The 22,545-nt window shown below is 57.6% G+C and carries 23 protein-coding genes; 15 read left to right on the top strand and 8 right to left on the bottom strand.

Annotated elements, in window-relative coordinates:
• Nucleotides 1–150 precede the first annotated feature (150 nt).
• On the top strand, nt 151–822 hold the full coding sequence (locus ABOC32_RS19230) for a TetR/AcrR family transcriptional regulator (RefSeq protein WP_426808424.1): 672 nt from the start codon (nt 151–153) through the stop codon (nt 820–822).
• A 123-nt stretch (nt 823–945) separates the two neighbouring features.
• Here the strand turns inward: ABOC32_RS19230 and ABOC32_RS19225 are convergent, their stop codons facing one another.
• The 5 genes from ABOC32_RS19225 to ABOC32_RS19205 form a co-directional block, all read right to left on the bottom strand.
• Nucleotides 946–1,209: a DUF3077 domain-containing protein gene (locus tag ABOC32_RS19225; protein ID WP_426808423.1), complete on the bottom strand. Its 264-nt coding sequence runs from the start codon at nt 1,207–1,209 to the stop codon at nt 946–948.
• 156 nt (nt 1,210–1,365) lie between these two features.
• On the bottom strand, nt 1,366–1,608 hold the full coding sequence (locus ABOC32_RS19220) for a hypothetical protein (RefSeq protein WP_426808422.1): 243 nt from the start codon (nt 1,606–1,608) through the stop codon (nt 1,366–1,368).
• Nucleotides 1,609–1,909: 301 nt separating this feature from the next.
• Nucleotides 1,910–2,917 (bottom strand): GlxA family transcriptional regulator, encoded by a 1,008-nt coding sequence (locus ABOC32_RS19215; RefSeq protein ID WP_049277485.1) that lies wholly within the window; start codon nt 2,915–2,917, stop codon nt 1,910–1,912.
• Nucleotides 2,918–3,088: 171 nt separating this feature from the next.
• Complete coding sequence (locus tag ABOC32_RS19210; RefSeq protein ID WP_426808421.1) at nt 3,089–4,084, bottom strand: Gfo/Idh/MocA family protein; 996 nt, start codon at nt 4,082–4,084, stop codon at nt 3,089–3,091.
• A 301-nt stretch (nt 4,085–4,385) separates the two neighbouring features.
• Nucleotides 4,386–5,423, bottom strand: coding sequence for a LacI family DNA-binding transcriptional regulator (locus tag ABOC32_RS19205; protein WP_426808420.1), 1,038 nt, complete (start codon nt 5,421–5,423; stop codon nt 4,386–4,388).
• A gap of 515 nt (nt 5,424–5,938) precedes the next feature.
• Here ABOC32_RS19205 and ABOC32_RS19200 point away from each other — a divergent pair.
• From ABOC32_RS19200 to ABOC32_RS19145, 12 genes are all read left to right on the top strand, one after another.
• Nucleotides 5,939–7,525 carry an acyl CoA:acetate/3-ketoacid CoA transferase gene (locus tag ABOC32_RS19200; RefSeq protein ID WP_426808419.1) on the top strand — a complete coding sequence of 529 codons (1,587 nt, stop codon included), beginning with the start codon at nt 5,939–5,941 and terminating at the stop codon, nt 7,523–7,525.
• Nucleotides 7,522–8,304, top strand: coding sequence for an enoyl-CoA hydratase/isomerase family protein (locus ABOC32_RS19195; RefSeq protein WP_426808418.1), 783 nt, complete (start codon nt 7,522–7,524; stop codon nt 8,302–8,304). The genes ABOC32_RS19200 and ABOC32_RS19195 overlap by 4 nt, the downstream gene beginning before the upstream one ends.
• A gap of 1 nt (nt 8,305) precedes the next feature.
• A complete protein-coding gene (locus ABOC32_RS19190; protein WP_426808417.1) occupies nt 8,306–9,817 on the top strand; it encodes an aldehyde dehydrogenase family protein in 1,512 nt (503 codons plus the stop codon).
• Nucleotides 9,818–9,873: 56 nt separating this feature from the next.
• On the top strand, nt 9,874–10,659 hold the full coding sequence (locus ABOC32_RS19185) for a 3-ketoacyl-ACP reductase (RefSeq protein ID WP_426808416.1): 786 nt from the start codon (nt 9,874–9,876) through the stop codon (nt 10,657–10,659).
• Nucleotides 10,660–10,667: 8 nt separating this feature from the next.
• A complete protein-coding gene (locus ABOC32_RS19180) occupies nt 10,668–12,302 on the top strand; it encodes a GMC family oxidoreductase (RefSeq protein WP_426808415.1) in 1,635 nt (544 codons plus the stop codon).
• On the top strand, nt 12,277–13,449 hold the full coding sequence (locus ABOC32_RS19175; RefSeq protein WP_426808414.1) for a dihydrodipicolinate synthase family protein: 1,173 nt from the start codon (nt 12,277–12,279) through the stop codon (nt 13,447–13,449). Before ABOC32_RS19180 ends, ABOC32_RS19175 begins: the two co-directional genes overlap by 26 nt.
• A 78-nt stretch (nt 13,450–13,527) precedes the next feature.
• Nucleotides 13,528–14,856, top strand: a complete 1,329-nt coding sequence (locus ABOC32_RS19170) for an MFS transporter (RefSeq protein ID WP_426808413.1) — start codon at nt 13,528–13,530, stop codon at nt 14,854–14,856.
• Nucleotides 14,857–14,898: 42 nt separating this feature from the next.
• On the top strand, nt 14,899–16,131 hold the full coding sequence (locus ABOC32_RS19165) for a sugar MFS transporter (RefSeq protein ID WP_426808412.1): 1,233 nt from the start codon (nt 14,899–14,901) through the stop codon (nt 16,129–16,131).
• Between the two features lie 251 nt (nt 16,132–16,382).
• Complete coding sequence (locus ABOC32_RS19160; RefSeq protein WP_426808411.1) at nt 16,383–17,609, top strand: maltoporin; 1,227 nt, start codon at nt 16,383–16,385, stop codon at nt 17,607–17,609.
• Between the two features lie 79 nt (nt 17,610–17,688).
• Complete coding sequence (locus ABOC32_RS19155) at nt 17,689–18,036, top strand: MFS transporter (protein ID WP_426808410.1); 348 nt, start codon at nt 17,689–17,691, stop codon at nt 18,034–18,036.
• Nucleotides 18,037–18,311: 275 nt separating this feature from the next.
• Nucleotides 18,312–19,214 carry a helix-turn-helix domain-containing protein gene (locus ABOC32_RS19150; RefSeq protein WP_426808409.1) on the top strand — a complete coding sequence of 301 codons (903 nt, stop codon included), beginning with the start codon at nt 18,312–18,314 and terminating at the stop codon, nt 19,212–19,214.
• 34 nt (nt 19,215–19,248) lie between these two features.
• Nucleotides 19,249–19,461 (top strand): PLDc N-terminal domain-containing protein, encoded by a 213-nt coding sequence (locus ABOC32_RS19145; protein WP_016499394.1) that lies wholly within the window; start codon nt 19,249–19,251, stop codon nt 19,459–19,461.
• Between the two features lie 44 nt (nt 19,462–19,505).
• On the opposite strand, the gene ABOC32_RS19140 is transcribed toward ABOC32_RS19145, so the two are convergent.
• Entirely contained in the window at nt 19,506–19,832 is a 327-nt protein-coding gene (locus ABOC32_RS19140; protein WP_426808408.1) for a hypothetical protein, read from the bottom strand.
• Between the two features lie 189 nt (nt 19,833–20,021).
• Between ABOC32_RS19140 and ABOC32_RS19135 the strand changes: the two genes are divergently transcribed.
• Both ABOC32_RS19135 and ABOC32_RS19130 read left to right on the top strand, forming a co-directional pair.
• Nucleotides 20,022–20,432 (top strand): RidA family protein, encoded by a 411-nt coding sequence (locus ABOC32_RS19135; protein ID WP_426808407.1) that lies wholly within the window; start codon nt 20,022–20,024, stop codon nt 20,430–20,432.
• 100 nt (nt 20,433–20,532) lie between these two features.
• Entirely contained in the window at nt 20,533–21,405 is an 873-nt protein-coding gene (locus ABOC32_RS19130; RefSeq protein WP_426808406.1) for a DMT family transporter, read from the top strand.
• Here the strand turns inward: ABOC32_RS19130 and ABOC32_RS19125 are convergent.
• Together ABOC32_RS19125 and ABOC32_RS19120 are read right to left on the bottom strand one after the other, a co-directional pair.
• Nucleotides 21,402–22,121: a TorF family putative porin gene (locus tag ABOC32_RS19125; RefSeq protein ID WP_426808405.1), complete on the bottom strand. Its 720-nt coding sequence runs from the start codon at nt 22,119–22,121 to the stop codon at nt 21,402–21,404. The two genes, ABOC32_RS19130 and ABOC32_RS19125, sit on opposite strands and share 4 nt — an antisense overlap.
• Before the next feature lie 81 nt (nt 22,122–22,202).
• Complete coding sequence (locus ABOC32_RS19120; RefSeq protein ID WP_426808404.1) at nt 22,203–22,454, bottom strand: hypothetical protein; 252 nt, start codon at nt 22,452–22,454, stop codon at nt 22,203–22,205.
• Nucleotides 22,455–22,545 lie beyond the last annotated feature (91 nt).

Here is a 22,545-nt window from a genome sequence, read left to right as displayed (position 1 = left end):
GCAGGGGCAGGCAGGCTAGCGGGTTGCACGGCGCGATATCAAGGCCGGCCAGCCGCAATGCATTATGGCTACCCGACCAACAGCGTGCTTCCCTGCATGGCTGCGCTCGCGGATAATCCCCGTATTCCAATAAATAGCCTGTGAGTGGGTATGAGTGATTCCGTAATCAGCCTTGGCCAGCCTGAAACCGAAGGGGGGCGCAAAACGCGCAAGAACAACCCCGAGAAAACACGCGAGGACATCCTCCAGGCAGCCATCAACGAGTTCGTCCAGCAAGGGCTGGCCGGCGCGCGCGTCGACGCCATCGCCGAGCGCACCGCTACCTCCAAACGCATGATCTACTACTACTTCGGCAGCAAGGAGCAGCTGTACTGCGAGTGCCTGGTGAAGTTGTACGGCGATATCCGCAAGACCGAGCAAAGCCTGGACCTGGAGTCGTTGCCGGCTGAGCAGGCGATCCGCCGGCTGGTCGAGTTCACCTTCGATCACCATGACCGCAACGTCGATTTCGTGCGGATCATCTGCACCGAAAACATCCATTATGGCGAGTACGTCAAGCAGTCGCCGGCGATCCGCGAAATGAGCAGCCTGGTGCTCGAGGCCCTGGGCAACACCCTGCACCGTGGCGTGCAGGAAGGTGTGTTCCGCGCCGGCATCGAAGTGATCGACCTGCACATGCTGATGAGCTCGTTCTGCTTCTACCGGGTGTCGAACCGCCATACCTTTGGCGAGATCTTCCAGATCGACCTGTCTGACGACCAGGTCAAGCTACGCCACAAAGCCATGATTTGTGACGCCGTATTGCGCTATATCTGCGCCTAAGTAGGGCGGTAGGTATTCGGCGCCCATGAAACTGAGCGCCGCGTGGGCGGCGCTCGGTTTAACAGACGCAGAAACTGCTGCGGCGAACACCTTGCAGCCTTCTCACACCCTGAAGGTAAGCCCTCACTGCTTCATGCCCAACTCAGCATCATCCATCAGCGCCTTGGCCATAGCGCTTAGGTAGTGAGCGGCCCAGATCATCATCGGTTTTTCATCCATCAGGCCGGTGATGGTCAACTCACGGACATAGCCCATCAGTTCCGACGATTGTTCGCGAGCATCCCGACAAGGAATGCCTGGCTCGATACGGAACAGTGGATGCGTGCCGTTTTCGCCTTGGTAGAAAGTAGTCTTGCCGACGGTGAACTGGGTGTCTTCTGTTGCCATTGTTCAATCCCCTGAAAATTCTCCAGTGCCTGGGCGGGCCCTTTCGCGGGTAAACCCGCTCCCACAGGTACGGTGCAGGTCATGGGGCATGTGATGACTCTGTGGGAGCGGGTTTACCCGCGAAAGGGCCCGCCAAGACAACACCTCAATCAAGCCTTAGTGCGAAGTCCTGGGCTCTGCGGGCATCTGCACCTGTACCAAGGCCGACTCAAGCAAAGCCTGCAGCGCCTCCAGCTCATGCATCGAGGTCATCATCAGGATCGAAGCCGGTGATCTGGGCTGAAGCAGCAACGCCTGATGCACCACGGTGGCTGCGCATAACGCGTAGTCGGTGGCCTGGATCAGGGTGTCTTCGAGGGAATGGGGATGGCGGGGTGGATCGGGGACAATCTTCAGCATGCTCTAACCCTCAATTTGCGGATTTGAGCCGCCACCATTTGCTGTCAAACAAAGGGCGGCGGCTGTGCGCGGGTTGACAGACCGGTCAAATTGAGGAAACCCGGCGCACTCGAAAGTGCCCCACGCACAGCCGCCATAACAAGCAAAGCCATGAGGTTGTCATTTGAGTCGGCCTGTCAAAGCCGGTCGTTGATTAGCAACGACCACTCGAGACTAGAGCGCAACTCCGGACACCACAATGGCAGGAAGTATCTTTGGGAAACGCCCTACAAGGAAGGGGTTAAATCTGAGTTTTTCCCACTCACTCGCCCAGCCGTTGCTCGCGCGACGGCGGGTAGCCGAAGTACGCCGCATAGCACTTGCTGAAGTGCGACACCGAGACAAACCCGCAGGCGACTGCCACTTCCATCACTGACAAGTCCGAATATTGCAGCAGCCGGCGGCTTTTGGTGATGCGCAGTTCCATGTAATAGCGCCGTGGCGAGGTGCCCAACTGCGCCTGGAACAGGCGGTCGATCTGCCGGCGCGAGCGCCCGCTGTAGGCGGCCAGCTGGTCGAGGCTGAGGGTTTCTTCCAGGTTGTTCTCCATCAGCTCGACGATGGTGCGCAGGTGCAGGCTCATGGACTTCTTCGCCCCCGGCCCAACCTGGCGGTAGCGGGCCCCGGAGAACGACAGGATTTCCTCCACGCCTTCAGCCAGCCCGTCGCCATACAGCCGGCGCACCAGGCCCAGCATCAGCTCCATGGCGCCATTGGGGCTGGCGGCGCTGAGGCGGTCGCGGTCGAGGGTGAAGCTGGCCGGGGTGATGCGGGTTTGCGGGCTGCGCTCGGACAGGCTGGCGCGCTGTTCGGGGTGGATGCTGCAGCCATAGTCGTCCAGCACCCCGGCGCGGCCGAGGAACCAGGCACCGTTCCACAGGCCGCCCAAGGCCATGCCGTGGGCGGCGCAGTCGTCCAGCAGGCGGTCGAGTTCAGGGTACTTCAGTGGGGTGCGCAAGCCGCCGCAGATCACCAACAGGTCCAGTTCTTTCAGCGCCCCGGCGGACAGCTCGGTGGCCACCAGCTCCAACCCCAGGTCGCTGGTGACGCGGTCGCCATCCATCGACAGCGGGGTGAACTGGAAGCTGTCGGCGCGCAGCAGGTTGGCTGTGACCAGCACGTCCATGGCCACGGTGAAGCTGGCCATCGAGAAATGTTCGAGCAGGACGAAATCAACCCGATAGGGGGCCTGGGCATTGGCGCTGGTGGATTTCAGCCGCAGCATGTTGCTGGTGCTGGTCTTCTTGCTGAACTGACGTGGCGTGGGCACTCTGGACTCCGCTTCCTGGCTGGCCCGCAGAGTGTGGCGGGTGGCCGGGGGAAAGACAATGTCCCGGGTGGGTGTGTCGTATTTCAGGTCGTGTTCAGGCAACCTGGCGTGAGACCGCATTTTTAAACAAAGGGCCATTACCGGGTTGCCGCTCAGCGCCTCAGTCAGGAATTACTCGAGTACAACTGGCACAGCCTTTCCAGTGTTTGCGGATTCGACAACCGCTATGCCTGTGGCGAGTGACCAGAGGCCATCAACCCCGGATGCAGCGGGTTGCGAGCGCCCGGCAACAGCCTCACTGAAATCGCGAACTGCTGTCTCATAAAGGTTGGCGTGCTCCAGGAAAAGCTTGCGGGAACCAGCTTGGTTAATCAGAACGACCTCACCTTCTGGAAACTGCGTCATCACATTGCGGGCCACTAGCGTTCCCTCAGTGCCTATGATCTCGATGCCTGTTTCGGCATATTTGGCGGTGAAGGCGTCGTGGAATTGCGCCAGAAGGCCGGATTTGAAACGGATCACGCCCATTACTGAGTCGGCGACCCCGTTTACACTTAGCTCACCTGCCTGGGTGAGGGCTGTTACTTCGACGGGGTCATCGTTCAGGATGAATCGCAGGGTGTCTGTGTCGTGAACAGTGATGTCCAGAATCACACCGCCACCATTATCCGAATCGGCGATCCGCCATCCTTGAAGGTGAGGGGGAAGGGACACGGCATGGAAGACACGGGCGGCCAGGGGTTTGCCAATCATCCCCCCTTGTATTGCTCGTCGCAGAGCTTTATGGCTTTCAGCATTACGAAGGTGGTGGTTGGTCGCGAATACCACGCCTGCCTCTTCTGCAGCCGAAACCATTTCTGCAGCATCGGCCACGCTCAAGGCCAGAGGTTTTTCACAGAGAACGTGCTTGCCTGCGCCAATTGCTTTAAGCGATTGCACTTTGTGCAGGTGATTTTGAGTAGAGACGTAGATGGCTTGAATGTCTGGGTCCAGCAGCAGTTCCTCTACGCTAGTTCCGTATTTTTTGATGCCGTTGTGTTTTGCAAAATCTTCGGCGCGAGATTCACTTGCGCTGACCACGGCAGAAACTTCGTCTCCGATGCTGCGAATCGCCTCGATCATCCATTCTTGTGCGATTGTGCTCGCCCCAATAAGTCCCCACTTCATGAGTCAGTACCTTTTACTTGAATGTAAGTGCGAATGAACACAGCTTTTCAATGGTGCAGGAGTGCATGAGGCTTGAGGAGATCCATCTTGGGCTTGTGTTGATACTATTGAGGCGACTTTCATGAGAGGGCAGAAGCTGAATGCCTTTATGCGTGCTTCCAGTGAAAAATGGACGCTCGGGCGCACGGAGGCCTCGATCGTAGATGGCTCAACTACGGCTGGTTTGGTTCCTGAGGTATGAGCGCCGCTCTTGTTCAGTACTGAAATGAAGTGACGCCCGTTTATTCGAAGTTGTTTGGGCTCAGCGCTTTACCCGATGGGCACCACAGGTGTCGCGAACGATCAGTCTCGGTTTCAGCAGATATTTCATGGGCGGTGCCTCTGGGTTCTTCAGTCGAGTCAGCAACATCTCACTCGCTATCTCCCCGAGGCGCTCGGGCTCAAGAGCAAGCGTCGTCAGAGGAGGGCTGCAGTAAGCCGATGCGGCAGTGCCATCGCTGCCAACCAAAGCGATGTCTTCCCCTGCCTTCAGGCCGCGATTACCCAGCTCGCTCAGAGCACCTGTTGCGATGAGATCGTTGTAGCAAACGACTCCAGTGGGTCGGTGTTCTTGGTCAAGCAGACGGCTCATGCCGTCCTTTCCACCTGCAAGGCTGATCGCAGTCTCGATCATCCAATCGGTATTCGGTGTGATGCCATTCTTTTCGAGGCAGTCGCTGTAACCGCGGAGACGCTCCATGCTGACAGCATAAGTGCTGTTTCTGCCGATGAAGGCGATATCCTTGTGGCCAAGGTCAATCAGATGCTGAGTCGCCATCTGTATCCCTACATAATTATCAGCGCCGACGAAATCAGTGTCCTCACCTCCTAACGAGCGCATCACCGTCACAAATGGAAGCCCCCACTGCCGGAGGGAGGCGACGAGTTCCACGGGAGTCTCAAAGGTCGGACAGATGATGATGCCGGCAGCTTTGTGTTCTCGCATCGAGGCGAGTACCTGGCGCTGCACATTCTGATCTTCAGCGGTGTGGGCGAGGAGGGTGATGTAACTGGACTCCAGCATTTTCCGTTCGGCCCCGATCAGCAACTCCACGAAGAAGGAGTTGCTCAGGTCATTCACCACCATCCCTATGACGTTTGACACACCCTGGCGAAGGTTAGCGGCGCTTCGGTTGTACACGTAACCAAGCTGCTCTGCAGTCGCGCGAACTTTCTCTGCGGTGGCAGGGCGGACGAGAGGGCTGTTGTTCAGAACCAGCGAAACGGTGGATTTCGACACACCGCTCGCTTTAGCGATATCGGTGATGGTGACCTTTTCTTCGCTCAGTCGCGTGCTCAACGGAAAAATCTCTACTGGGATCGGGATAGGAACGTTCCAAACGTACCAATTTTATACCGCTCTTTGCTAGCCGATTATCGACGATGTTGCCGATTCTCTTGGCTTTTTTCCCACAAATCGTCTCCTTTTCCCGCTATTGAGAATCATTGCAAAAGCGCTTCAGCCGACGAAGGGTGTTGACAGCGTAAATCAAGCAATTTACCTTTTTGGAACGTTCCAAAAACAATATGGAACGATTGAATAACAAAAAATGGTGGCCGTCATGAACGTTGTCTACTCTCTGCTCTCCCTGCTTCGCTTGCGTACTTCAGTGCGTCCTTCCTCTTCGCTTCAATCCCCGACCAACTCCTTGGCTGCTCCTGCACCATCCGTTCTCACTGAGGTGAGCGCTGATCCGTTTGCAGGCGCGCTTGGCCTGGCCGTGCTCGCGAACATCGCAAGTTTCAGCCCAAGACATTGAGGGACAGCCGCCCCTAGGCGCTGCCATTCCAAAATTCCATACGGCGTAAGGATTTATGAAAAAGCTCATCACTGCTGAACAGGCTGCGAGCCTTATCCACGACGGCGACACGGTTACCGTCAGCTCTTCCAGTGGTCTTGCATGCCCTGATGCAGTGCTGGCCGCCCTTGGGCAACGCTACCGTGACACTGCTCATCCCGCTGGCCTGACCATGCTGCATCCGATCGCAGCTGGTGACATGTACGGCATCAAGGGGATCGAGCACCTCGCACAACCTGGCCTGATCAGTAAGGTGATGGCGGGTTCTTACCCAAGTGGCCCTTCCTCGCTGCCGATGCCAGAGATCTGGCGGATGATCACCGACAACGAAATCGCGGCGTACAACGTACCCAGCGGCATCATGTTCGATCTCCACAAAGATGCCGCCGCCAAGCGTCCTGGCGTACTGACCAAGGTAGGGCTCGATACGTTCGCTGATCCTTCCCGCCAGGGTTGCGCCATGAATGATCTCGGCGCTGAGCATCCGATCGTAGAGAAAGTTTCGTTTGCTGGCGAAGAGTGGCTGTTCTTCCCAACCGTCATCCCGAAGGTCGCGATCATTCGCGCGACGACTGCGGACGAGCGCGGCAACCTTTCCTTCGAACATGAAGGGGGTCTCCTCGGTGCACTTGACCAGGCTCTGGCAGTGCGCAACAACGGTGGCATCGTCATTGCCCAGGTCAAGCGAGTGGTTCGTGCTGGCTCGCTCAAGCCTCACCACGTTCATGTGCCATGCAATCTGGTCGATCACGTAGTAGTAGATCCGAACCAGATGCAAACCACCCAGGTCGCTTACGATCCGGCCATCAGCGGTGAAATCCAACAGCCGGAATCGACTTTCGAGACCGCGCCTTTCAATCCGGAAAAAGTCATTGCCCGTCGTGCTGCTCTGCATGTGGAGCAGGGGATGGCTGTCAACCTGGGCTTTGGCATCTCCGCCAACGTGCCTCGTGTCCTTCTCGAGGAAGGCCACAACGGAGCAGCAACTTGGGTGATCGAGCAAGGCGCTGTGGGTGGCATGCCACTGCTGGGCTTCTCGTTCGGCTGTGCAGCCAACGCTGATGCCATCATGCCGTCCTCGGCCCAGTTCACCTACTTCCAGGGCGGTGGCTTCGACCTGACTCTGCTGTCGTTCCTGCAGATCGACCGTCACGGCAACGTCAACGTTTCCAAGCTGCCAGGCAAGCCGTACCTGACTGCTGGTTGCGGCGGTTTTGTGGACATCACTACTCACGCCAAGCGCATCGTGTTCTCCGGCTTCTTCACAGCTGGTGCCAAGCTCGAAGTGGGCAACGGCGAACTGCAAATTCTGCAGCCAGGTAAGTCGCGCAAACTGGTCGAGGCAGTGGATCACGTCACCTTCAGCGGTCGCATGGCGCTTGAGCGTGGTCAAGATGTGACCTACGTGACTGAACGCTGCGTAATGAAACTCACCGCTGAAGGGCTCATGGTTACTGAGGTCGCGCCAGGCATCGACCTGGAGAAAGATGTGCTCGCCGAAGCCGAGTTCCCACTGCTGGTCGCTGACAAGGTGGGTGTCATGCACCCGGCACTGTTCACCGACGCCCTGATGGGCCTGCAACTGAAGGAGCGTCAAGCATGAGCGCTGAAGGCATCGTCTCCCTTGAGATCCAGGGTCACGTGGCAATCGTCACCCTCGAGCGTCCAGCGAAGCTGAACGCCCTGACCCCTGAAATGATCACCGCGCTAGGCAACATTGCGAGTGATTTGGACAAGCGCACTGACCTGCGGGCTGTAGTGCTGACCGCCAGTGGCGAACGCGCATTCTGTGTTGGCGCCGACATCCGGGTTTGGTCGGGCTTGCAGCCTCTCGATATGTGGCGTCAGTGGGTTCGCGATGGGCATCGTGTCTTTGATGCCTGGGCCAATCTTCGCTTGCCTGTTATCGCTGCCATCAATGGCCATGCCTTCGGCGGCGGCTTGGAGCTGCTGGCGACTGCGGACATTCGTGTGTCCGATCCTGCAGCGACCTTTGCCCTGCCTGAGGCCGGGATCGCCACCTGCCCGGGCTGGTCGGGTACCCAACGCTTGGTCAAGTTGATCGGCCCAAGCCAGGTCAAGTTGATGGCACTTACCGGTCGCCGCATTAATGCGAGCGAGGCCCAGCGTGTAGGGCTCGTACAGGACGTCTGCGAGCCTGGGAATGCGCTGAACCATGCCTTGGAATTGGCGCAACAGATCAGCAAACAGGCACCGATCTCGGTGCAACTGACCAAACAACTTATCGACGCGGGCACCGGCATCAATGTAGCCGCAGTGCTCGAGGGAATGGCCGGCGCACTCGCCGCCACCACCGTAGACGCTAAAGAAGGCTTGGCCAGCTTCAGCGAGCGTCGTCCAGCAGATTACCAAGGAGTTTGAAATGCAATTTTTGACCGTAGAAAACACCACCCAGATCATTGGCCAGCCTTACAAAGGCCGCATGCTGATTGATGGCGAGTTGTGTGAAGCGCACAGCGGTGCAAGCGCTGAGCGTCGTAGCCCTGCTCATGATGTCGTGGTGGGTATCTATCCTGACGCTGCCCAAGGTGATGCCGAGCGTGCTGTAGATGCCGCACGTGCTGCCTTTGACGAAGGTACTTGGCCGAACATGTCGGGTCGTGAGCGCGCTGAAGTGCTGCTCAAGGTTGCAGAAGGCATCTCCGCTCGCGTGGAAGAGATGGCCCTGATCGAATGCCTGGAAACCGGTAAACCACTGAGCCAGGCTCGTGGTGAGGTGAGCGGCTGCGTTGATCTGTGGAAATATGCTGCTTCCCTGGCTCGTACCCTGCACGGCGAAAGCTACAACACCCTGGGTGAGTCGCATCTGGGCGTGGTTCTGCGTCAGCCGGTCGGTGTGGTCTCGATGATCACCCCTTGGAACTTCCCGATCTGGATCCTGAGCCAGAAGCTGCCGTTTGCGCTGGCGGCTGGTTGCACCGCTGTTATCAAGCCAAGCGAGCTCACCAACGGCACTACCCTGATGCTGGGGGAGATCCTGGTCGAAGCTGGCCTGCCTAAAGGCGTCGTAAACATCGTTACCGGTCTGGGCCCGGCTGTAGGACAGCCGCTGGTTGGTCATCCGAAAGTCGACATGGTCTCGTTCACAGGCTCCACTCGCGTTGGTCGTCTGATCGCCGCCGAAGCCGGTGCTGCACTGAAGAAGGTCTCGCTGGAACTGGGTGGCAAAAACCCACAGATCATCTTCCCTGACTGCGACTGGGATGCAGCAGTGGATGCGGTCGTATTCGGCGTGTACTTCAACGCCGGTGAGTGCTGCAACAGCGGCAGCCGCATCCTGGTACACAAAGACATCGCGGAGCGCTTCTCCGAGGCAGTTATTGAGCGTGCTCGCCAAGTGCCGGTTGGTGACCCTCTGCACCCAGACGTAAAAGTCGGCGCGATCATCAGCGAGATGCAACTCGGCGGTATCCAGGCCGCAATCGAAGAAGCCCGTAAGGCAGGCGCGACCATCAGCCTGGGTGGCGAACGTCATGAAACCGAGCGCGGCCTCTACCTGCAACCAACCATCGTTACCGGTGTAACCCCGGAGATGACCATCGCCCGTGAAGAAGTATTCGGCCCTGTGCTGTCGGTACTGACCTTCGAATCGGTAGACGAAGCCATCGCGCTGGCCAACGACACCTGCTATGGCCTGTCGGCTGCTGTATGGAGCAAAGACATTGATGTCTGCCTGAAGGCTGCCCGGAAAATCGACGCAGGTACCGTATGGGTCAACACCTTCCTGGACGGCTTCGCCGAACTGCCGTTTGGTGGCTTCCGCGATTCCGGTCTGGGCCGTGAGCTGGGTCACCACGCAGTTGAAGATTACACCGAGCAGAAAACCGTCCAACTGCATATCGGTGAGCGGCAGAACTGGTGGCTGCCGAAGTAAGACGCCGAGCTTTTTAGCTCAAAAATTGGAACGTTCCAAAAGTTGAGAATGCAGCCATGACAAACAACAACAATATTTCGCAACGTCCCATCGCACTGGTCACCGGAGGCCGGCGCGGAATTGGCGCCGCCATCGTCCTTCGACTGGCGCGTGATGGGTTCGATGTTGCCTTTACCTGCCGCAACGAAGATGAAGTAGCGCAGCAACTGTGCGCCGAGATCGAAACACTGGGTGGGCGAGGGCTGGCGGTAGCCAGTGAGTTGCAGAGCCTGGAGGCACACGCGCAATTGCTTGAGCGTGTTCAGGCGTGGGGTGGTGCAGTCGATTGCCTGGTGAACAATGCCGGCATTGGCTCGCCTTCCCGTGGCGACCTGCTGGCCATGAAACCAGAGGCATTTGATGTAGTGCTGGAAACCAACCTGCGTGGGACTTTCTTCCTGACGCAGCAGGTGGCCAAGCAGATGATTGAGAATCCGTCGTCGCATGCTCGCAGCATTGTGAATGTCTCGAGTGTAAGCGTGGAGTTGGCTTCGCCTGAGCGTGGCGAATACTGCATGTCCAAAGCTGCTTTGGGCATGTCCACTAAGCTGTTCGCCCTGCGCTTGGCCGCAGAGAACATTGGTGTATTCGAAGTACGACCAGGCGTGATCCGCACCGATATGACTGCGGGTGTCGCCGACAAATACGAGCAACGCTTCAAAGATGGTCTGGTACCGATGGGCCGCTGGGGTGAAACCAGCGACATCGCCGCCATCGTCAGCTCGTTGGCCTCCGGCCAGTTTGGCTTCGCAACGGGTTCTGTCATCCACGCCGATGGCGGTCTCGCCATCCCTCGTCTGTGAGTGCCGTCATGACTTACGACTACATCATTGTCGGAGGCGGTTCGGCGGGCTGTGTGCTCGCCAATCGACTCAGCGAAAACCCAGCCAATAATGTGCTGCTGCTGGAAGCTGGAGGAGGGGATCGCCACCCACTCTTCAGCATGCCTGCGGGTTTCGCCAAGATGACCAAAGGACGGGGTTCCTGGGGCTGGTCGACAGTCCCTCAGAAACACCTGAAAAACCGGGTACTGCATTACACCCAGGCGAAGGTCATTGGCGGGGGCTCCTCCGTCAATGCCCAGATCTACACCCGTGGCGCTGCTGCTGACTACGACGAGTGGGCGAGCGAGTTCGGTGCTGAAGGTTGGGCTTATAAAGATGTGCTGCCTTACTTCAAGCGTGCCGAGAATAATCAGCGGTACGCCAACAAGTATCACGGCTATGAAGGGCCATTGGGTGTCTCGAACCCCATCAGCCCTTTGCCAATCTGCGAGGCATTTTTCCAGGCGGGTCAGGAGTTGGGCATTCCGTTCAACCCTGACTTCAATGGCGCCGAGCAGGACGGTCTGGGGTACTACCAACTTACTCAGTTGAACGCCAAGCGCTCTTCGACTTCGGTAGCGTATCTTCGCCCGGCGATGAGCCGCTCGAATCTGACTGTTGTGCTCGATGCGCTGACTCATCGAATTGTGCTCGAAGGCAAGCGTGCAGTTGGCGTTGAGGTTTCGGTACAGGGTGCGAAGCCGGTGCTCTACAAGGCAGCCCGGGAAGTCATTGTCAGCAGCGGTTCCATTGGTTCACCAAAGCTGCTCCTGCAATCCGGTATTGGCCCTGAGGATCACCTGCGCGAAGTGGGCGTGAAGGTTGAGCACGTGCTGCCGGGTGTTGGCAGTAATCTCCAGGATCACCTGGATCTGTTCGCCATCGCTGAGTGCACTGGCGACCATACCTACGACCCTTACGGGAAACCGCATATGGCGGCGTGGGCGGGTCTGCAATACCTGATGCTGAAGAAAGGCCCGGTGGCGTCCAGCCTGTTTGAAACAGGCGGCTTCTGGTACGCCGATCCTGCAGCACGTTCGCCTGACATTCAGTTCCACCTTGGTCTGGGGTCTGGCATCGAAGCAGGTGTTGCTCAGATGACCAATTCAGGTGTGACCCTCAACTCGGCACTCCTGCGTCCTCGCTCTCGCGGCACCGTTCGGTTAGCCAGCGCCAATCCAACGGATGCTCCGCTGATTGACCCGAACTATTTCGCCGATCCTTACGACCGCGAAATGTCGATCAAGGGCCTGCGGCTGGCACGTGAAATCCTTGCGCAACCTGCGCTCAAGCGCTTCGTCTTGGCTGAGCGCCTGCCTGGTCTCGACAAGGTCAGCGATGAGCAACTGTTCGAGTACGCCTGCGCTAACGCCAAGACCGATCACCACCCAGCAGGCACCTGCCGTATGGGCCATGGGGAAGATGCGGTGGTGTCTACCGACCTCAAGGTTCATGGCATCGCCGGGCTGCGCGTAGTGGACGCTTCGATCATGCCGCGTCTGAACAGCAGCAACACCAATGCCCCGACCATCATGATCGCCGAGAAAGCGGCAGATCTCATTCTTGGCAAAGCCCCCCAGTCAGAGGAAAAGTCTCGTGAATATTCTGTTGCCCACGCTTGATGGCCGTATCGAACGCTACGACCTGAAAAACGCTGACGCGCCGTTTGCCAAGTTCGAGAAACGCCCGCTCAGCCGTATTGCTTACGCTGCTGCTCACGTAGTTATCGATCCTGCTCGTCCGGCTAACCCATGGGACGAAACTGTTGCTATCGATTGGGACAAGACCTTGGGCTTCCGCGAGTACCTGTGGAGCCTCGGTTTCAAGATCGCTGAGGCCATGGACACTGCTCAACGTGGCATGGGTCTGGGCTGGAAAGAGTCGGCGGAGCTGATCCGTCGTAGCGTGACTCACGCACGCCAGATCGAAGGCGCTGACCTGAGCTGTGGCGTAGGTACCGATCAACTGGTCGTGACCCCTTCGACCACCCTGGACGATGTATTGGCCGCTTACCGCGAGCAGTTCGAAGTGGTCGATAGCGTGGGCGGCAGCGCCATCCTGATGGCTAGCCGCGCCCTGTGCGCGGTAGCCAAAGGTGGTGAAGACTACGAGAAGGTCTATTCGATCCTGCTCGGCGAGGCTCGTGAGAAGGTTGTCCTGCACTGGTTGGGCGAGGCATTCGATGCCAACCTGCGCGGCTACTGGGGAAGCACCGATGTACCGACCGCGATGAATACCGTGCTGTCGATTATCGAGTCCAACGTGGACAAGGTCGACGGCATCAAGATCTCGCTTCTGGAAGCTGAGTGGGAAATCGAGCTTCGTCGCCGTCTGCCAGAGGGCGTCAAGCTCTATACCGGTGACGACTTCAACTTTGGTGAGTTGATTGCCGGTGATGCCACTCATCATTCGCATGCACTGCTGGGGATCTTCGATCCTATCGCGCCTGTTGCGGCTCACGCACTGGCAGCGCTGACCGATGGCGACCTGGCGCGCTACCACGCGCTGATGAACCCAACCGTGGCGCTCTCGCGCGAGATCTTCAAGGCTCCAACCCGCTACTACAAAGCAGGTGTCGTGTTGCTGGCTTGGCTGAACGGTCACCAGGATCACTTCACCATGCTGGGTGGCATGCAATCTGCCCGCTCGCTTTCTCACTACAGCGAAGTGTTCCGTTTGGCGGATCAAGCCGGTGTGCTGATCCAACCTGAGCTCGCAGTTGAGAGAATGAAAGGACTGGCATCGGTGTACGGAGGCATCACTGGCTGATTGACGCAGCACAATCGGGCGTAGGGTTCGTGCGTGCGAACCCTACTGTGCGGAACAAGAACAATAAGGGGACTCCCCATGAGCACCATAGCCAATAGCGTTTCGGACACTGCGACTGCTGCTGAGGCGGTCGACAAGAAGGATCTGCACCGGGTCATCGTGGCGAGCATCGCCGGGAGCGCCATGGAGTGGTACGACTTTTCGATCTATGGCACAGCGTCTGCGTTGATCTTCTCCGAGCTGTTTTTCCCAGGGCTCGACAAAGTCACTGCACTGCTGGCGATCTTTGCCACTTATGCCGTTGGGTTTGTTGCGCGGCCGTTTGGCGGTCTGTTCTTTGGTCGCGTAGGCGACCGCAAGGGCCGCAAATTCGTGTTGGTTTCCACCGTATTGTTGATGGGTGTCTCCACGCTGTTGATCGGCTTGCTGCCTACCTATTCGCAGATAGGCGCCTGGGCTACAGGACTATTGGTAATCCTACGATTACTGCAGGGATTTGGCTCAGGGGCTGAGCAGGCGGGTGCTTCGCTGATCGTTGCGGAGTTCGCGCCCAAAGAGACTCGAGGCTTCTACGCATCGCTGCCTTTCGCCGGCATCATCATTGGCATTCTGTTGGCTGCTGGCATGTTCTCGCTGGTGCAGCAGATGCCTCATGAGGACTTCATGGCATGGGGTTGGCGAATCCCCTTCCTGTTCAGTGTTGTAGTGATTGCCGTGGGCATCATCATCCGGTTGCGGGTCAAGGAAAGCCCTGTCTTCGAGGAGATGAAACGGAAGAAACTTGCGAGCAAGCAGCCTGTGAAAGACCTGCTCCGATTCTCACGCAAGAATCTAATCGTTGCCTGCTGCCTACGCATTGGCGAGAACGGCACCTCATACCTCTACCAGGTTTTCGCGTTGAGCTACCTCGCCAAGGTACTCCTGGTCGACAAATCGGTGGGGACGATGGGTCTGATCGTCGCGGCTGCGCTGTCGGTCTTCACGATTCCGCTCATCGGCTATCTGTCTGACCGCCTGGGCCGTCGAGTGATGTACCGAGTGACGTCGTTGATTGCTGCGCTGTGGGCATTTCCTGCGTTCTGGCTGTTCAACACGATGGACTCGATCTTAATCGTTCTCGGCATGGTTGTCGCGATCAGCCTGGGGGCGTTCGGTATGTATTCGGTTCAAGCCGCTTACTTCCCTGAGTTGTTCGACGCGAGGTATCGATACACCGGCATCGCCGTAAGCAAGGAGTTTGCTGCACTGGCTTCTGGTGGTATCGCGCCCTTTGTTGCAGCTGCATTGCTAAGTTGGTCGGGTAACCACTACTGGCCGATAGCCGCTTACGTAGTCCTCTTAGCAGGTATCTCGTTCGTGGCCACATTCTTCGCACCCGAAACACGCGGTTCTGAGATCAGTATCTGATCTCGGCGATTACACCTATCCAATAAAAAAAGTGAGGCGTGTATGACTGTTCAACTCGAAATGCCTGTGCAGGTCAAGGCCACTGCACCATCTGCAACCAAAATTGCCTTCATTTTGGTCACCAGTTTGTTCTTCATGTGGGGTCTTTCCCACGGTCTGCTGGATGTGCTCAACAAGCACTTCCAAGACACGTTGAATGTAAGCAAAGCTCAGTCTGGCTACCTGCAGGCTGCTTACTTCGGCGCTTACTTCATTGTTGCGTTGCCGGTTGGGATCTTCATGGATCGCTTTGGCTACAAGGCCGGGATCCAGATTGGACTTGCGCTCTTCGCACTGGGCGCACTGCTATTCATTCCTGCTACCGGCGCCGGTACATTTTTCGCTTTCCTCGGTGCTTTGTTTGTTCTGGCGTGCGGCTTGGGGTGCCTGGAAACTGCCGCTAACCTCTATGCCTCGGTATTAGGTAAACCGGAAACTGCTGAGCGCCGCCTGAACTTTGCTCAGTCCTTCAACGGTCTGGGGGCTTTCGTTGGCCCACTGATTGGCGGGTCGCTGTTCTTTGCGCCTCCCGTTGCCTTGGTGGGTTTCACCATTGATCCCGTCATGTTGACCTATGTCTGCCTGGGCCTAGTGGTCATCCTGATGATGGTCGTGTTCGCTGCGGTACCGCTGCCTGAGATCCAGGCCCAGAGTTATTCGTCAGAGCAGGAGGGGACTAGCCGCTCGCTGTGGTCGCATTCGAATTTCACCGGTGCCCTGGTTGCTCAGTTCTTCTACATTGCTGCTCAAGTGGGCGTAGGTGCATTCTTCATCAACTATGCCATTGAGCACTGGAGCGGTCTGACCACTCAGAAAGCCTCGTATCTGCTGTCTATTGCGATGCTCAGCTTCATGATCGGTCGCTTCGTCAGTACCTGGTTGATGCGCTTCATCCCAGCTACCGGGATGCTCATTGCATACGCATTGATCAACGCTGTCCTGTGTGCCGTGGCAGTTTCCGGTATCCAAGAGTTCTCGGTGTATGCCCTGATCGGCGTGTTCTTCTTCATGTCGATTCTCTACCCCAGCATCTTTGCCATGGGTGTCAGGAACTTGGGCGCACACACCAAGAAAGCGGGTTCGTACCTGGTCATGACGCTGGTGGGTGGGGCTATCGCTCCCTACTGCATGGGTGCTATTGCCGATGTCTACGGCACAGCTATGGCGTTCATTGTTCCTCTCGTATGTTTCCTCGTTATCGCTGGCTACGGCATTAAGCAGCGTCGCGAGGTGTAATTGCTGGTGTTTGATCATACCTAACTAACTCGGTATCTCGATCAGTCACTGCTATCTGTGGTCATTTTGCACCGGTTTTACCCGAGGCTTTCACGCGCTTTTGTTTTGGGTAAGTCGGTGCCTTTTTTTCAACAAATTAGTTTGACTTGTAGCTCTAGCCGCTCGCTCTGGGTATGCCATTTCCAGTGGGTGCTTAAGTCTGTGCGTTTCGCTGACCTTGACGAACAAATAAAATAATCAAAGGTTTTTCCATGAAATTCAAAACTCTCGGCGTTGTTCTGGGTGCGTTGTCTGCTGCTGGTTTTCTGCCTCACGAAGCATATGCAACTAATTTCAGCGGGTATTTCAGGACAGGAGTTGGGGACTCTACGGCGGGAGGGAAGCAGTCGTGCTTCCAGTTACCAGGTGCGGGGTCAAAATATCGCTTGGGTAACGAATGCGAGCAGTATCTTGAACTGGATCTGCGCCAGGATCTTCTGACCCTTGACGATGGCTCCGTAGTCAGCGTTGAGGGCATGGCCCAATTTTTCAATGAGTATGGTCATTCTCCAAAGTTTGACGGTGAGTACGGTTACACCCGCATGGCTCAACTGTATGCCGAGTGGAGCAAAATGCCCGTGCTGAACGGTGGCTCGTTCTGGGCTGGTCGCCGTTACTACAATCGAAACGACATCCATATCACTGACTACTACTATTGGAACCAAAGCTCGACCGGCTTCGGCTTTGACCAGGTAGCCCTCGGTGACCTGAAGTACAGCTATGTCTTCTCGCGTAAAGACAATATTTTCCAGAAGCAGATGGTCACCCGTCATGACTTCACTGTCAGTGGTTTCGATACCAATCCAGGGGGAGAACTGCAGCTAGGAGCCAGCTACCTGGACAAGCCGAGCCGGGAAGGGGCCCACCAAGGTTGGTCGGTGATCGCCCAGCATAAGCAGACTGACTTCCTAGGCGGCGTGAACAAGTTCGCGATGCAATATGGCCAAGGTTCCGGTACCGCGCTGAGCTATACCGGCGACACCTCTTTGGATCAGGCCAACAAAAGCTGGCGGGTGGTTGAGTTCTTCGATTGGCAGATGACCCGAGCCTTCAGCGGCCAGGTTCAGCTGGTCTATCAAAAAGACATCCGCCCTGATGGAGAAGATCAAAACTGGCTGTCGGTGGGTATTCGTCCGGTCTATGCGATCAGTGATCAGTTCAAGTTCGTCACTGAGGTTGGCCGAGACCAGGTCGAGGCTCCCGGGGGAACGCGCAAGCTGACCAAGTACACCATCGCGCCTACATGGTCGCCGAAAGGGCCTGGCTTCTGGGAAAGGCCAGAGATTCGCCTCTACTACACCTATGCGACCTGGAACAAGGCAGCCCAACGCGCCGCAAGCCTTCAGTCCCCGGGGGCTGCACTGTCCGACACAGGCTCATTCGGTACCGACCTGCATGGATCCAACGTCGGGGTTCAGGTCGAGTATTGGTGGAAGTAGCTGAGCCTCCGCAATGCGAGTTGGTCGGGCTGACAACCCGTCAGCTCGACGGCCAGAAATCATGAAAAGGGAGTTGGTCATGCAAAGATCAATGGATGTGCAGAGCTTTCTAGGCGAGCAGCGGTTTGGACGTTTTCACTGGAAGATTTTGCTGCTCTGCGTGACGGTATTGGTGCTCGACGGGTTTGATGTGGTGGCCATGGGTTTCATAGCCCCGGCCATCGTTGCAGACTGGGGCGTTCCCCGCGAGGCACTTGGCGTCGTGATGAGCGCCGGCCTTTTTGGTTTAGCGATAGGTGCGTTGGTGGGAGGGCCTTTGGCCGATCGCTTCAGTCGTAAGAAGGTAATCATTGGGGTGGTGTTCTTCTTCGGAATCATGAGTGTACTCAGCGTTGGGCTCCCAAATTCGAGCTGCTTTCCATCCTGAGATTTGCGATCTCGGGCGCCTAGATCGGTTCGGGTTTGATTGGGTTCAACTGGGATCTTCGACAGTTGTTCCTGATCCTCACTGTGCCTATTGGATCGCCATGGTCGCGGCCTGTGCGAAGGGGCGTGCGACTGCTAACAGTCACGCGTACGCAGGCCCGCCCAATCGGAAGTGAGGTTGTCTGATCGCATCGGAGGCGAGGAAGCTCAAGATGCTACCTCTCTCCCAAATCGACAAGTGAAGTCCAACGCTCAGCCTTGATATCAGTAAGCCCTATGCGACCTACCTTAGAAGCTGTTGCCATCGAGCCCTCCACCTCTTGGTCATTCACCCATCGTGAGCTGAAGGAGGGTATTCCTTTCGAGTGGCATTATCACCCGGAGTATGAGCTAACCCTGACCCTGAACAGTGAGGGGTATCGCTACATTGGGGATGATGTCAGTGAGTATGGTGATGCTGATCTCGTGCTGCTGAGGGCAGGTACACCTCATAGCTGGAGATCAGTCAGTGAGATTCGTAAGGGGGCTGGGCACCAGGTCGTGGTGGTAAAGTTCTCCCAGCTTTGGTTGGATCAGATGGTCACTACAATCCCCGAAATGGCCGAGATAAAAGACCTGTTCAACCAACCATTTCAAGCCTTGCAATTCTCTGGCTTGATCCGAAAGCGAGTCATACCGCTACTGCTCGGGATGCTAGACCGGCCATCCTCTCAGCGCTTCATCAAACTCTTGGAGGTTTTGCTGGAGCTTGCGAGCGATAGGTCGACTACAGTCATTGGTACCAGCGCCATCGCTTCGATTTCCAAGAGCGGCGAGACAAAAATCTTAAAGGCGCTGGGCTATCTTCACGAGAATTTCCACCGGAGCATAAAAATTTCTGAAGTTGCCGATGTCGCATGCTTGAGTGTTTCTGGATTCCAGCGCATGTTTAAGCGGCACACAAATACTTGCCCAGTCGACTACCTGATGAGCCTTAGAGTCGCAAAGGCCTGCGCGCTGCTAGTTGGTACGGATCAACCCGTCAGCTTCATAGCCTATTCGGTTGGGTATTCAAATATATCCCTGTTCAACCGGCAGTTCTTCAAATTGAAATGCGAGACGCCCAAGTCATTTCGAAACAGGCACGCGATGCCACGGTGGCAGCCAGAAATCAATTTGAACCCTCAACGCTATCAGTAACCCAACGCATTACATGCCAAATGGGAGAGCGCTCATGGAAATAGGAACGATCTGGATCATCATCGCAGCCTTGGTCATCCTGCTGGAAATCTGGGCCATCTGGCACATCATCGGCAGTGACCGGCGCGCCGAGCGCAAGATGCTGTGGATCGTATTCGTCGTCTACGCACCCTTCCCGGGGTTGTTGTTCTGGGCCTGGCGCGGGCCGCGGGCGGTGAAGGGCAGGGCGGTCCTGCAGGAAAAATGACGGTGTCCGGCATCAGGCGCGGGGGCGCCTGATGCCATCGAGATTCATTTGGGCAGGATCTCGAAGCGAATGGCCGGGCCCAGCCCGTCAACCATCAGGCAGCCGTAGAATTTCACGGTCGACAGCACCCGTAGCTGCTTGAGCGCTTCATGGATGTAATCGTGCAGCAGCCTTTCAGCTTCGCGCTTGCGGTCTGCGAGGATGGTGCTTTTAAGCGTGATCACGCCGAGCAGGGTGGTTTCGATTTGCTCGACGGTGTCCAGGCCGAGCTTCTCGCGCAGGTGCAGGCGTGCCTGCGCGGCATCGGCTTCATCGTGGGCAGGGTTTTGCGGCTTGATGGTATAGGCCAGCAGAAAATCATATTTGCTCATGCGCTTTTCCTTGTGACGTACAGGCCTCCATGCCGGGTCTTGCAATCTACTGCCTGGCGACTGCTACGCAAACAGACGCGTGGTTCAAGCATGGCAATGCATTGTGCGAAATGTCCTACCCTGCGCTTGACCTCGAGTTAACTTCAGGTCCGATACTCCGCCACTCTTCCTACCGAGTGAGGGCTTGTCGTGACCCAATCAACTGCATTTCAGCTGAGCAACCCTGAAGGCCTGTACGACCCCAGTGGCAATGCCTATTCCCATGTCGCCGAAGTGCGCGCCGGCAGCCGCCTGCTGTTCATCGCAGGCCAGGGCGGGGAGGATAGCAACGGCCAGTTGTCGCCAGTGTTCGCTGAACAGGCCCGCCAGGCGCTGGCCAACCTTGAACTGGCCCTGGCGTGCAAAGGCGCCAGCTTGGCCCAGGTGTTCAAGCTGACCCTGCTGATTGTCGAGCACTCTGAAACCCGCCTGGGCCAATGGGTGGCAGAAGCCGACAGGGCCTGGGGCCCGCACATGAAACCGACCTGCACGCTGATCCCGGTACCCCGGCTGGCACTGGACGGCATGCTGGTGGAAATCGAAGCGGTGGCAGCGCTTTAGCGCTGAGTGATGCTGTGGTGGCGCCTTGGAAACACTTTGTTGTATATCGGTACACGCATGGCCGCTATAACAACAATATTCCCTCAGAGGTGACCACACCATGAGTACCGGCACTACCACGCTGACCGACCGCAAGGCCAGGGCCTGGGTCTGGCCCGCGTTCTTCAGCCTGATCGCCTTCGCCGCCAACTCGGTGTTCTGTCGGCTGGCGCTAAAGGATGGGGCCATCGACCCGGTTTTGTTTACCGTGGTGCGCCTTGCCAGTGGTGCGTTGTTCCTGCTGCTGTTGATCCGCCTGCGTAAACCTGCGCTGGGCATGGGCGGCAGTTGGCGTGGTGGCCTGGCCCTGTTCCTCTACGCCTCCCTGTTTTCTGCGGCATACCTGCAGCTGGGTGCAGGGGCGGGGGCATTGCTGCTGTTCGCTGCGGTGCAGATCACCATGTTCGGCTTTGCCTGGTACAAAGGTGAACGCATTACCGCACGCATGCTGCTGGGCATGTTGATTGCCTTTGCCGGGCTGCTGGTGCTGTTGTTGCCTGGGGCCGCGGCGCCACCCTTGGCGAGTGCCTTGCTGATGGCCCTGTCTGGCGTGGCCTGGGGCGTGTACACGTTGCTGGGCAGAGGCTCGCCCAGGCCGCTGGCCGATACTGCCGGCAATTTTGCCCGTAGCCTGCCTTGCCTGGCACTTTTGCTACCGATGCTGTTGCTGGGCGCCGGCCCGCACCTCTCGCCGCTGGGCTTGTTGTATGCCCTGGGCTCCGGCGTGCTGGCCTCTGGCGCGGGCTACGCCGTTTGGTATGGCGTGGTCAGGCAGGTCAGTGCGCAGCAGGCGGCGACCATGCAGCTAAGCGTGCCGGTGATAGCCGCGCTGGGCGGTGTTGCCCTGATTGGCGAGCCGCTGTCGTTGCGCTTGCTGATCGCGTGCGTGGTGGTGCTGGGCGGTATAGCCCTGGCGCTGGCACCACGGCCTTAGAAGAAACTGCGCTGCGCCTTGAGCGTGACCACGCTGTCGCAATAGGTGTTGATGCCCGTATAGGCATCGCAACCGCCGCCACTGAGATTGGAGTTGCTGTAGATCAGGTTCAGGTCGATGCCAAGCCAGGGCCGCGACAGCTCCAGCGACCAGTCGGAAAAGGCATTCACCTGGCTGCCGTCGCCAATGGTGAACGGCGTGCCCAGGCGATGATGGGCAAGCTTGACGGTCAGGTCGACATCGAACAGGGGCAATTGGCCAAAGTCGGCGAACAGGGTGCCGGTGCGGTTGCCGGGGTTGTCGCGCAGCGCGCCGCCGAAGCGGTTGCCCAACAGCGAGATGCCACCGTACAGGGCATAGCTGTCGGGGCCTGCGATAGTCGGCTGGCTGTAATGAATCAACCCCACTTCATAGCCCAGGCTGCTGTCGAGACGGTGCTTGTAGCCCAGGTAGCTGTCCAGGCGCAGTGTCGAATTGGGGGTAACGCCCATGCTGGGTGCATACTGGCCCAGGTACCAGCCACTGGGGTGGCTGAAGTCCAGCCCGCCATGGAATGCGCCGACGGCACTGGGTGAAATGAGGCCTTGGGCCATGCTGCGCGAGGGTGTGGTGCCGAGTGTGAAGTCGAAGTCGCCCAGTTCGCGTTTTATCTGCTGGGCCATCAACACTGGGCTGAACAGCAGTGCAGCACTCAGCAACAGAAGTGGCCTGGTCATGGTCTCCGTCCTGGAAGGCTTGCGGTTGAGCGGTAGAGGATACCTGCGCAGGTGGAAGGAGGGAACCTTTGCCTGCCCCACTCAGCCTTTGGTCGAACGGTCTGCGTCGGCGGCTTCGGTCACCACGGGCAGGTTGCCGGCACGCTGGATCACCCGGCGTTGCTGCTCGTAGTCGTCCAGCGACAGGCCGCGGCGCTGCAACGCTTCCAGTTGCAGCTGGCGGGTTTCTGCGGCGCTGTACGCACGCAGTTCAGGGTGGTTGGCACAACCGGCCAGTACAGCAATGCAGGTAGCGGCCAGGGCAGTGAGGAAGAGGCGGGCCTTGGTGTTCATCGAGCAGCTCCAAAATGCAGGGATTCGCCAGGTTCGAATCGATGGAGCTAGGTTATTAAGCCTGCGCGATCAGTAGAAATTGCCTTGTTCG

It is taken from the genome of Pseudomonas sp. WOUb67, assembly GCF_050058005.1.
GTDB classification, from domain to species: domain Bacteria; phylum Pseudomonadota; class Gammaproteobacteria; order Pseudomonadales; family Pseudomonadaceae; genus Aquipseudomonas; species Aquipseudomonas putida_R.
This window is presented reverse-complemented; position numbering and strand designations above follow the sequence as displayed.

Excerpts from the sequence above, each read along its gene's own strand:
- ABOC32_RS19180 (WP_426808415.1), top strand. The coding sequence starts at position 10,668 with ATGACTTACGACTACATCATTGTCGGAGGCGGTTCGGCGGGCTGTGTG.
- ABOC32_RS19200 (WP_426808419.1), top strand. The coding sequence starts at position 5,939 with ATGAAAAAGCTCATCACTGCTGAACAGGCTGCGAGCCTTATCCACGAC.
- ABOC32_RS19165 (WP_426808412.1), top strand. The coding sequence starts at position 14,899 with ATGACTGTTCAACTCGAAATGCCTGTGCAGGTCAAGGCCACTGCACCA.
- ABOC32_RS19155 (WP_426808410.1), top strand. The coding sequence starts at position 17,689 with ATGCAAAGATCAATGGATGTGCAGAGCTTTCTAGGCGAGCAGCGGTTT.
- ABOC32_RS19195 (WP_426808418.1), top strand. The coding sequence starts at position 7,522 with ATGAGCGCTGAAGGCATCGTCTCCCTTGAGATCCAGGGTCACGTGGCA.
- ABOC32_RS19210 (WP_426808421.1), bottom strand. The coding sequence starts at position 4,084 with ATGAAGTGGGGACTTATTGGGGCGAGCACAATCGCACAAGAATGGATG.
- ABOC32_RS19230 (WP_426808424.1), top strand. The coding sequence starts at position 151 with ATGAGTGATTCCGTAATCAGCCTTGGCCAGCCTGAAACCGAAGGGGGG.
- ABOC32_RS19130 (WP_426808406.1), top strand. The coding sequence starts at position 20,533 with ATGAGTACCGGCACTACCACGCTGACCGACCGCAAGGCCAGGGCCTGG.
- ABOC32_RS19225 (WP_426808423.1), bottom strand. The coding sequence starts at position 1,209 with ATGGCAACAGAAGACACCCAGTTCACCGTCGGCAAGACTACTTTCTAC.
- ABOC32_RS19160 (WP_426808411.1), top strand. The coding sequence starts at position 16,383 with ATGAAATTCAAAACTCTCGGCGTTGTTCTGGGTGCGTTGTCTGCTGCT.
- ABOC32_RS19150 (WP_426808409.1), top strand. The coding sequence starts at position 18,312 with ATGCGACCTACCTTAGAAGCTGTTGCCATCGAGCCCTCCACCTCTTGG.
- ABOC32_RS19190 (WP_426808417.1), top strand. The coding sequence starts at position 8,306 with ATGCAATTTTTGACCGTAGAAAACACCACCCAGATCATTGGCCAGCCT.
- ABOC32_RS19145 (WP_016499394.1), top strand. The coding sequence starts at position 19,249 with ATGGAAATAGGAACGATCTGGATCATCATCGCAGCCTTGGTCATCCTG.
- ABOC32_RS19185 (WP_426808416.1), top strand. The coding sequence starts at position 9,874 with ATGACAAACAACAACAATATTTCGCAACGTCCCATCGCACTGGTCACC.
- ABOC32_RS19170 (WP_426808413.1), top strand. The coding sequence starts at position 13,528 with ATGAGCACCATAGCCAATAGCGTTTCGGACACTGCGACTGCTGCTGAG.
- ABOC32_RS19140 (WP_426808408.1), bottom strand. The coding sequence starts at position 19,832 with ATGAGCAAATATGATTTTCTGCTGGCCTATACCATCAAGCCGCAAAAC.
- ABOC32_RS19220 (WP_426808422.1), bottom strand. The coding sequence starts at position 1,608 with ATGCTGAAGATTGTCCCCGATCCACCCCGCCATCCCCATTCCCTCGAA.
- ABOC32_RS19125 (WP_426808405.1), bottom strand. The coding sequence starts at position 22,121 with ATGACCAGGCCACTTCTGTTGCTGAGTGCTGCACTGCTGTTCAGCCCA.
- ABOC32_RS19120 (WP_426808404.1), bottom strand. The coding sequence starts at position 22,454 with ATGAACACCAAGGCCCGCCTCTTCCTCACTGCCCTGGCCGCTACCTGC.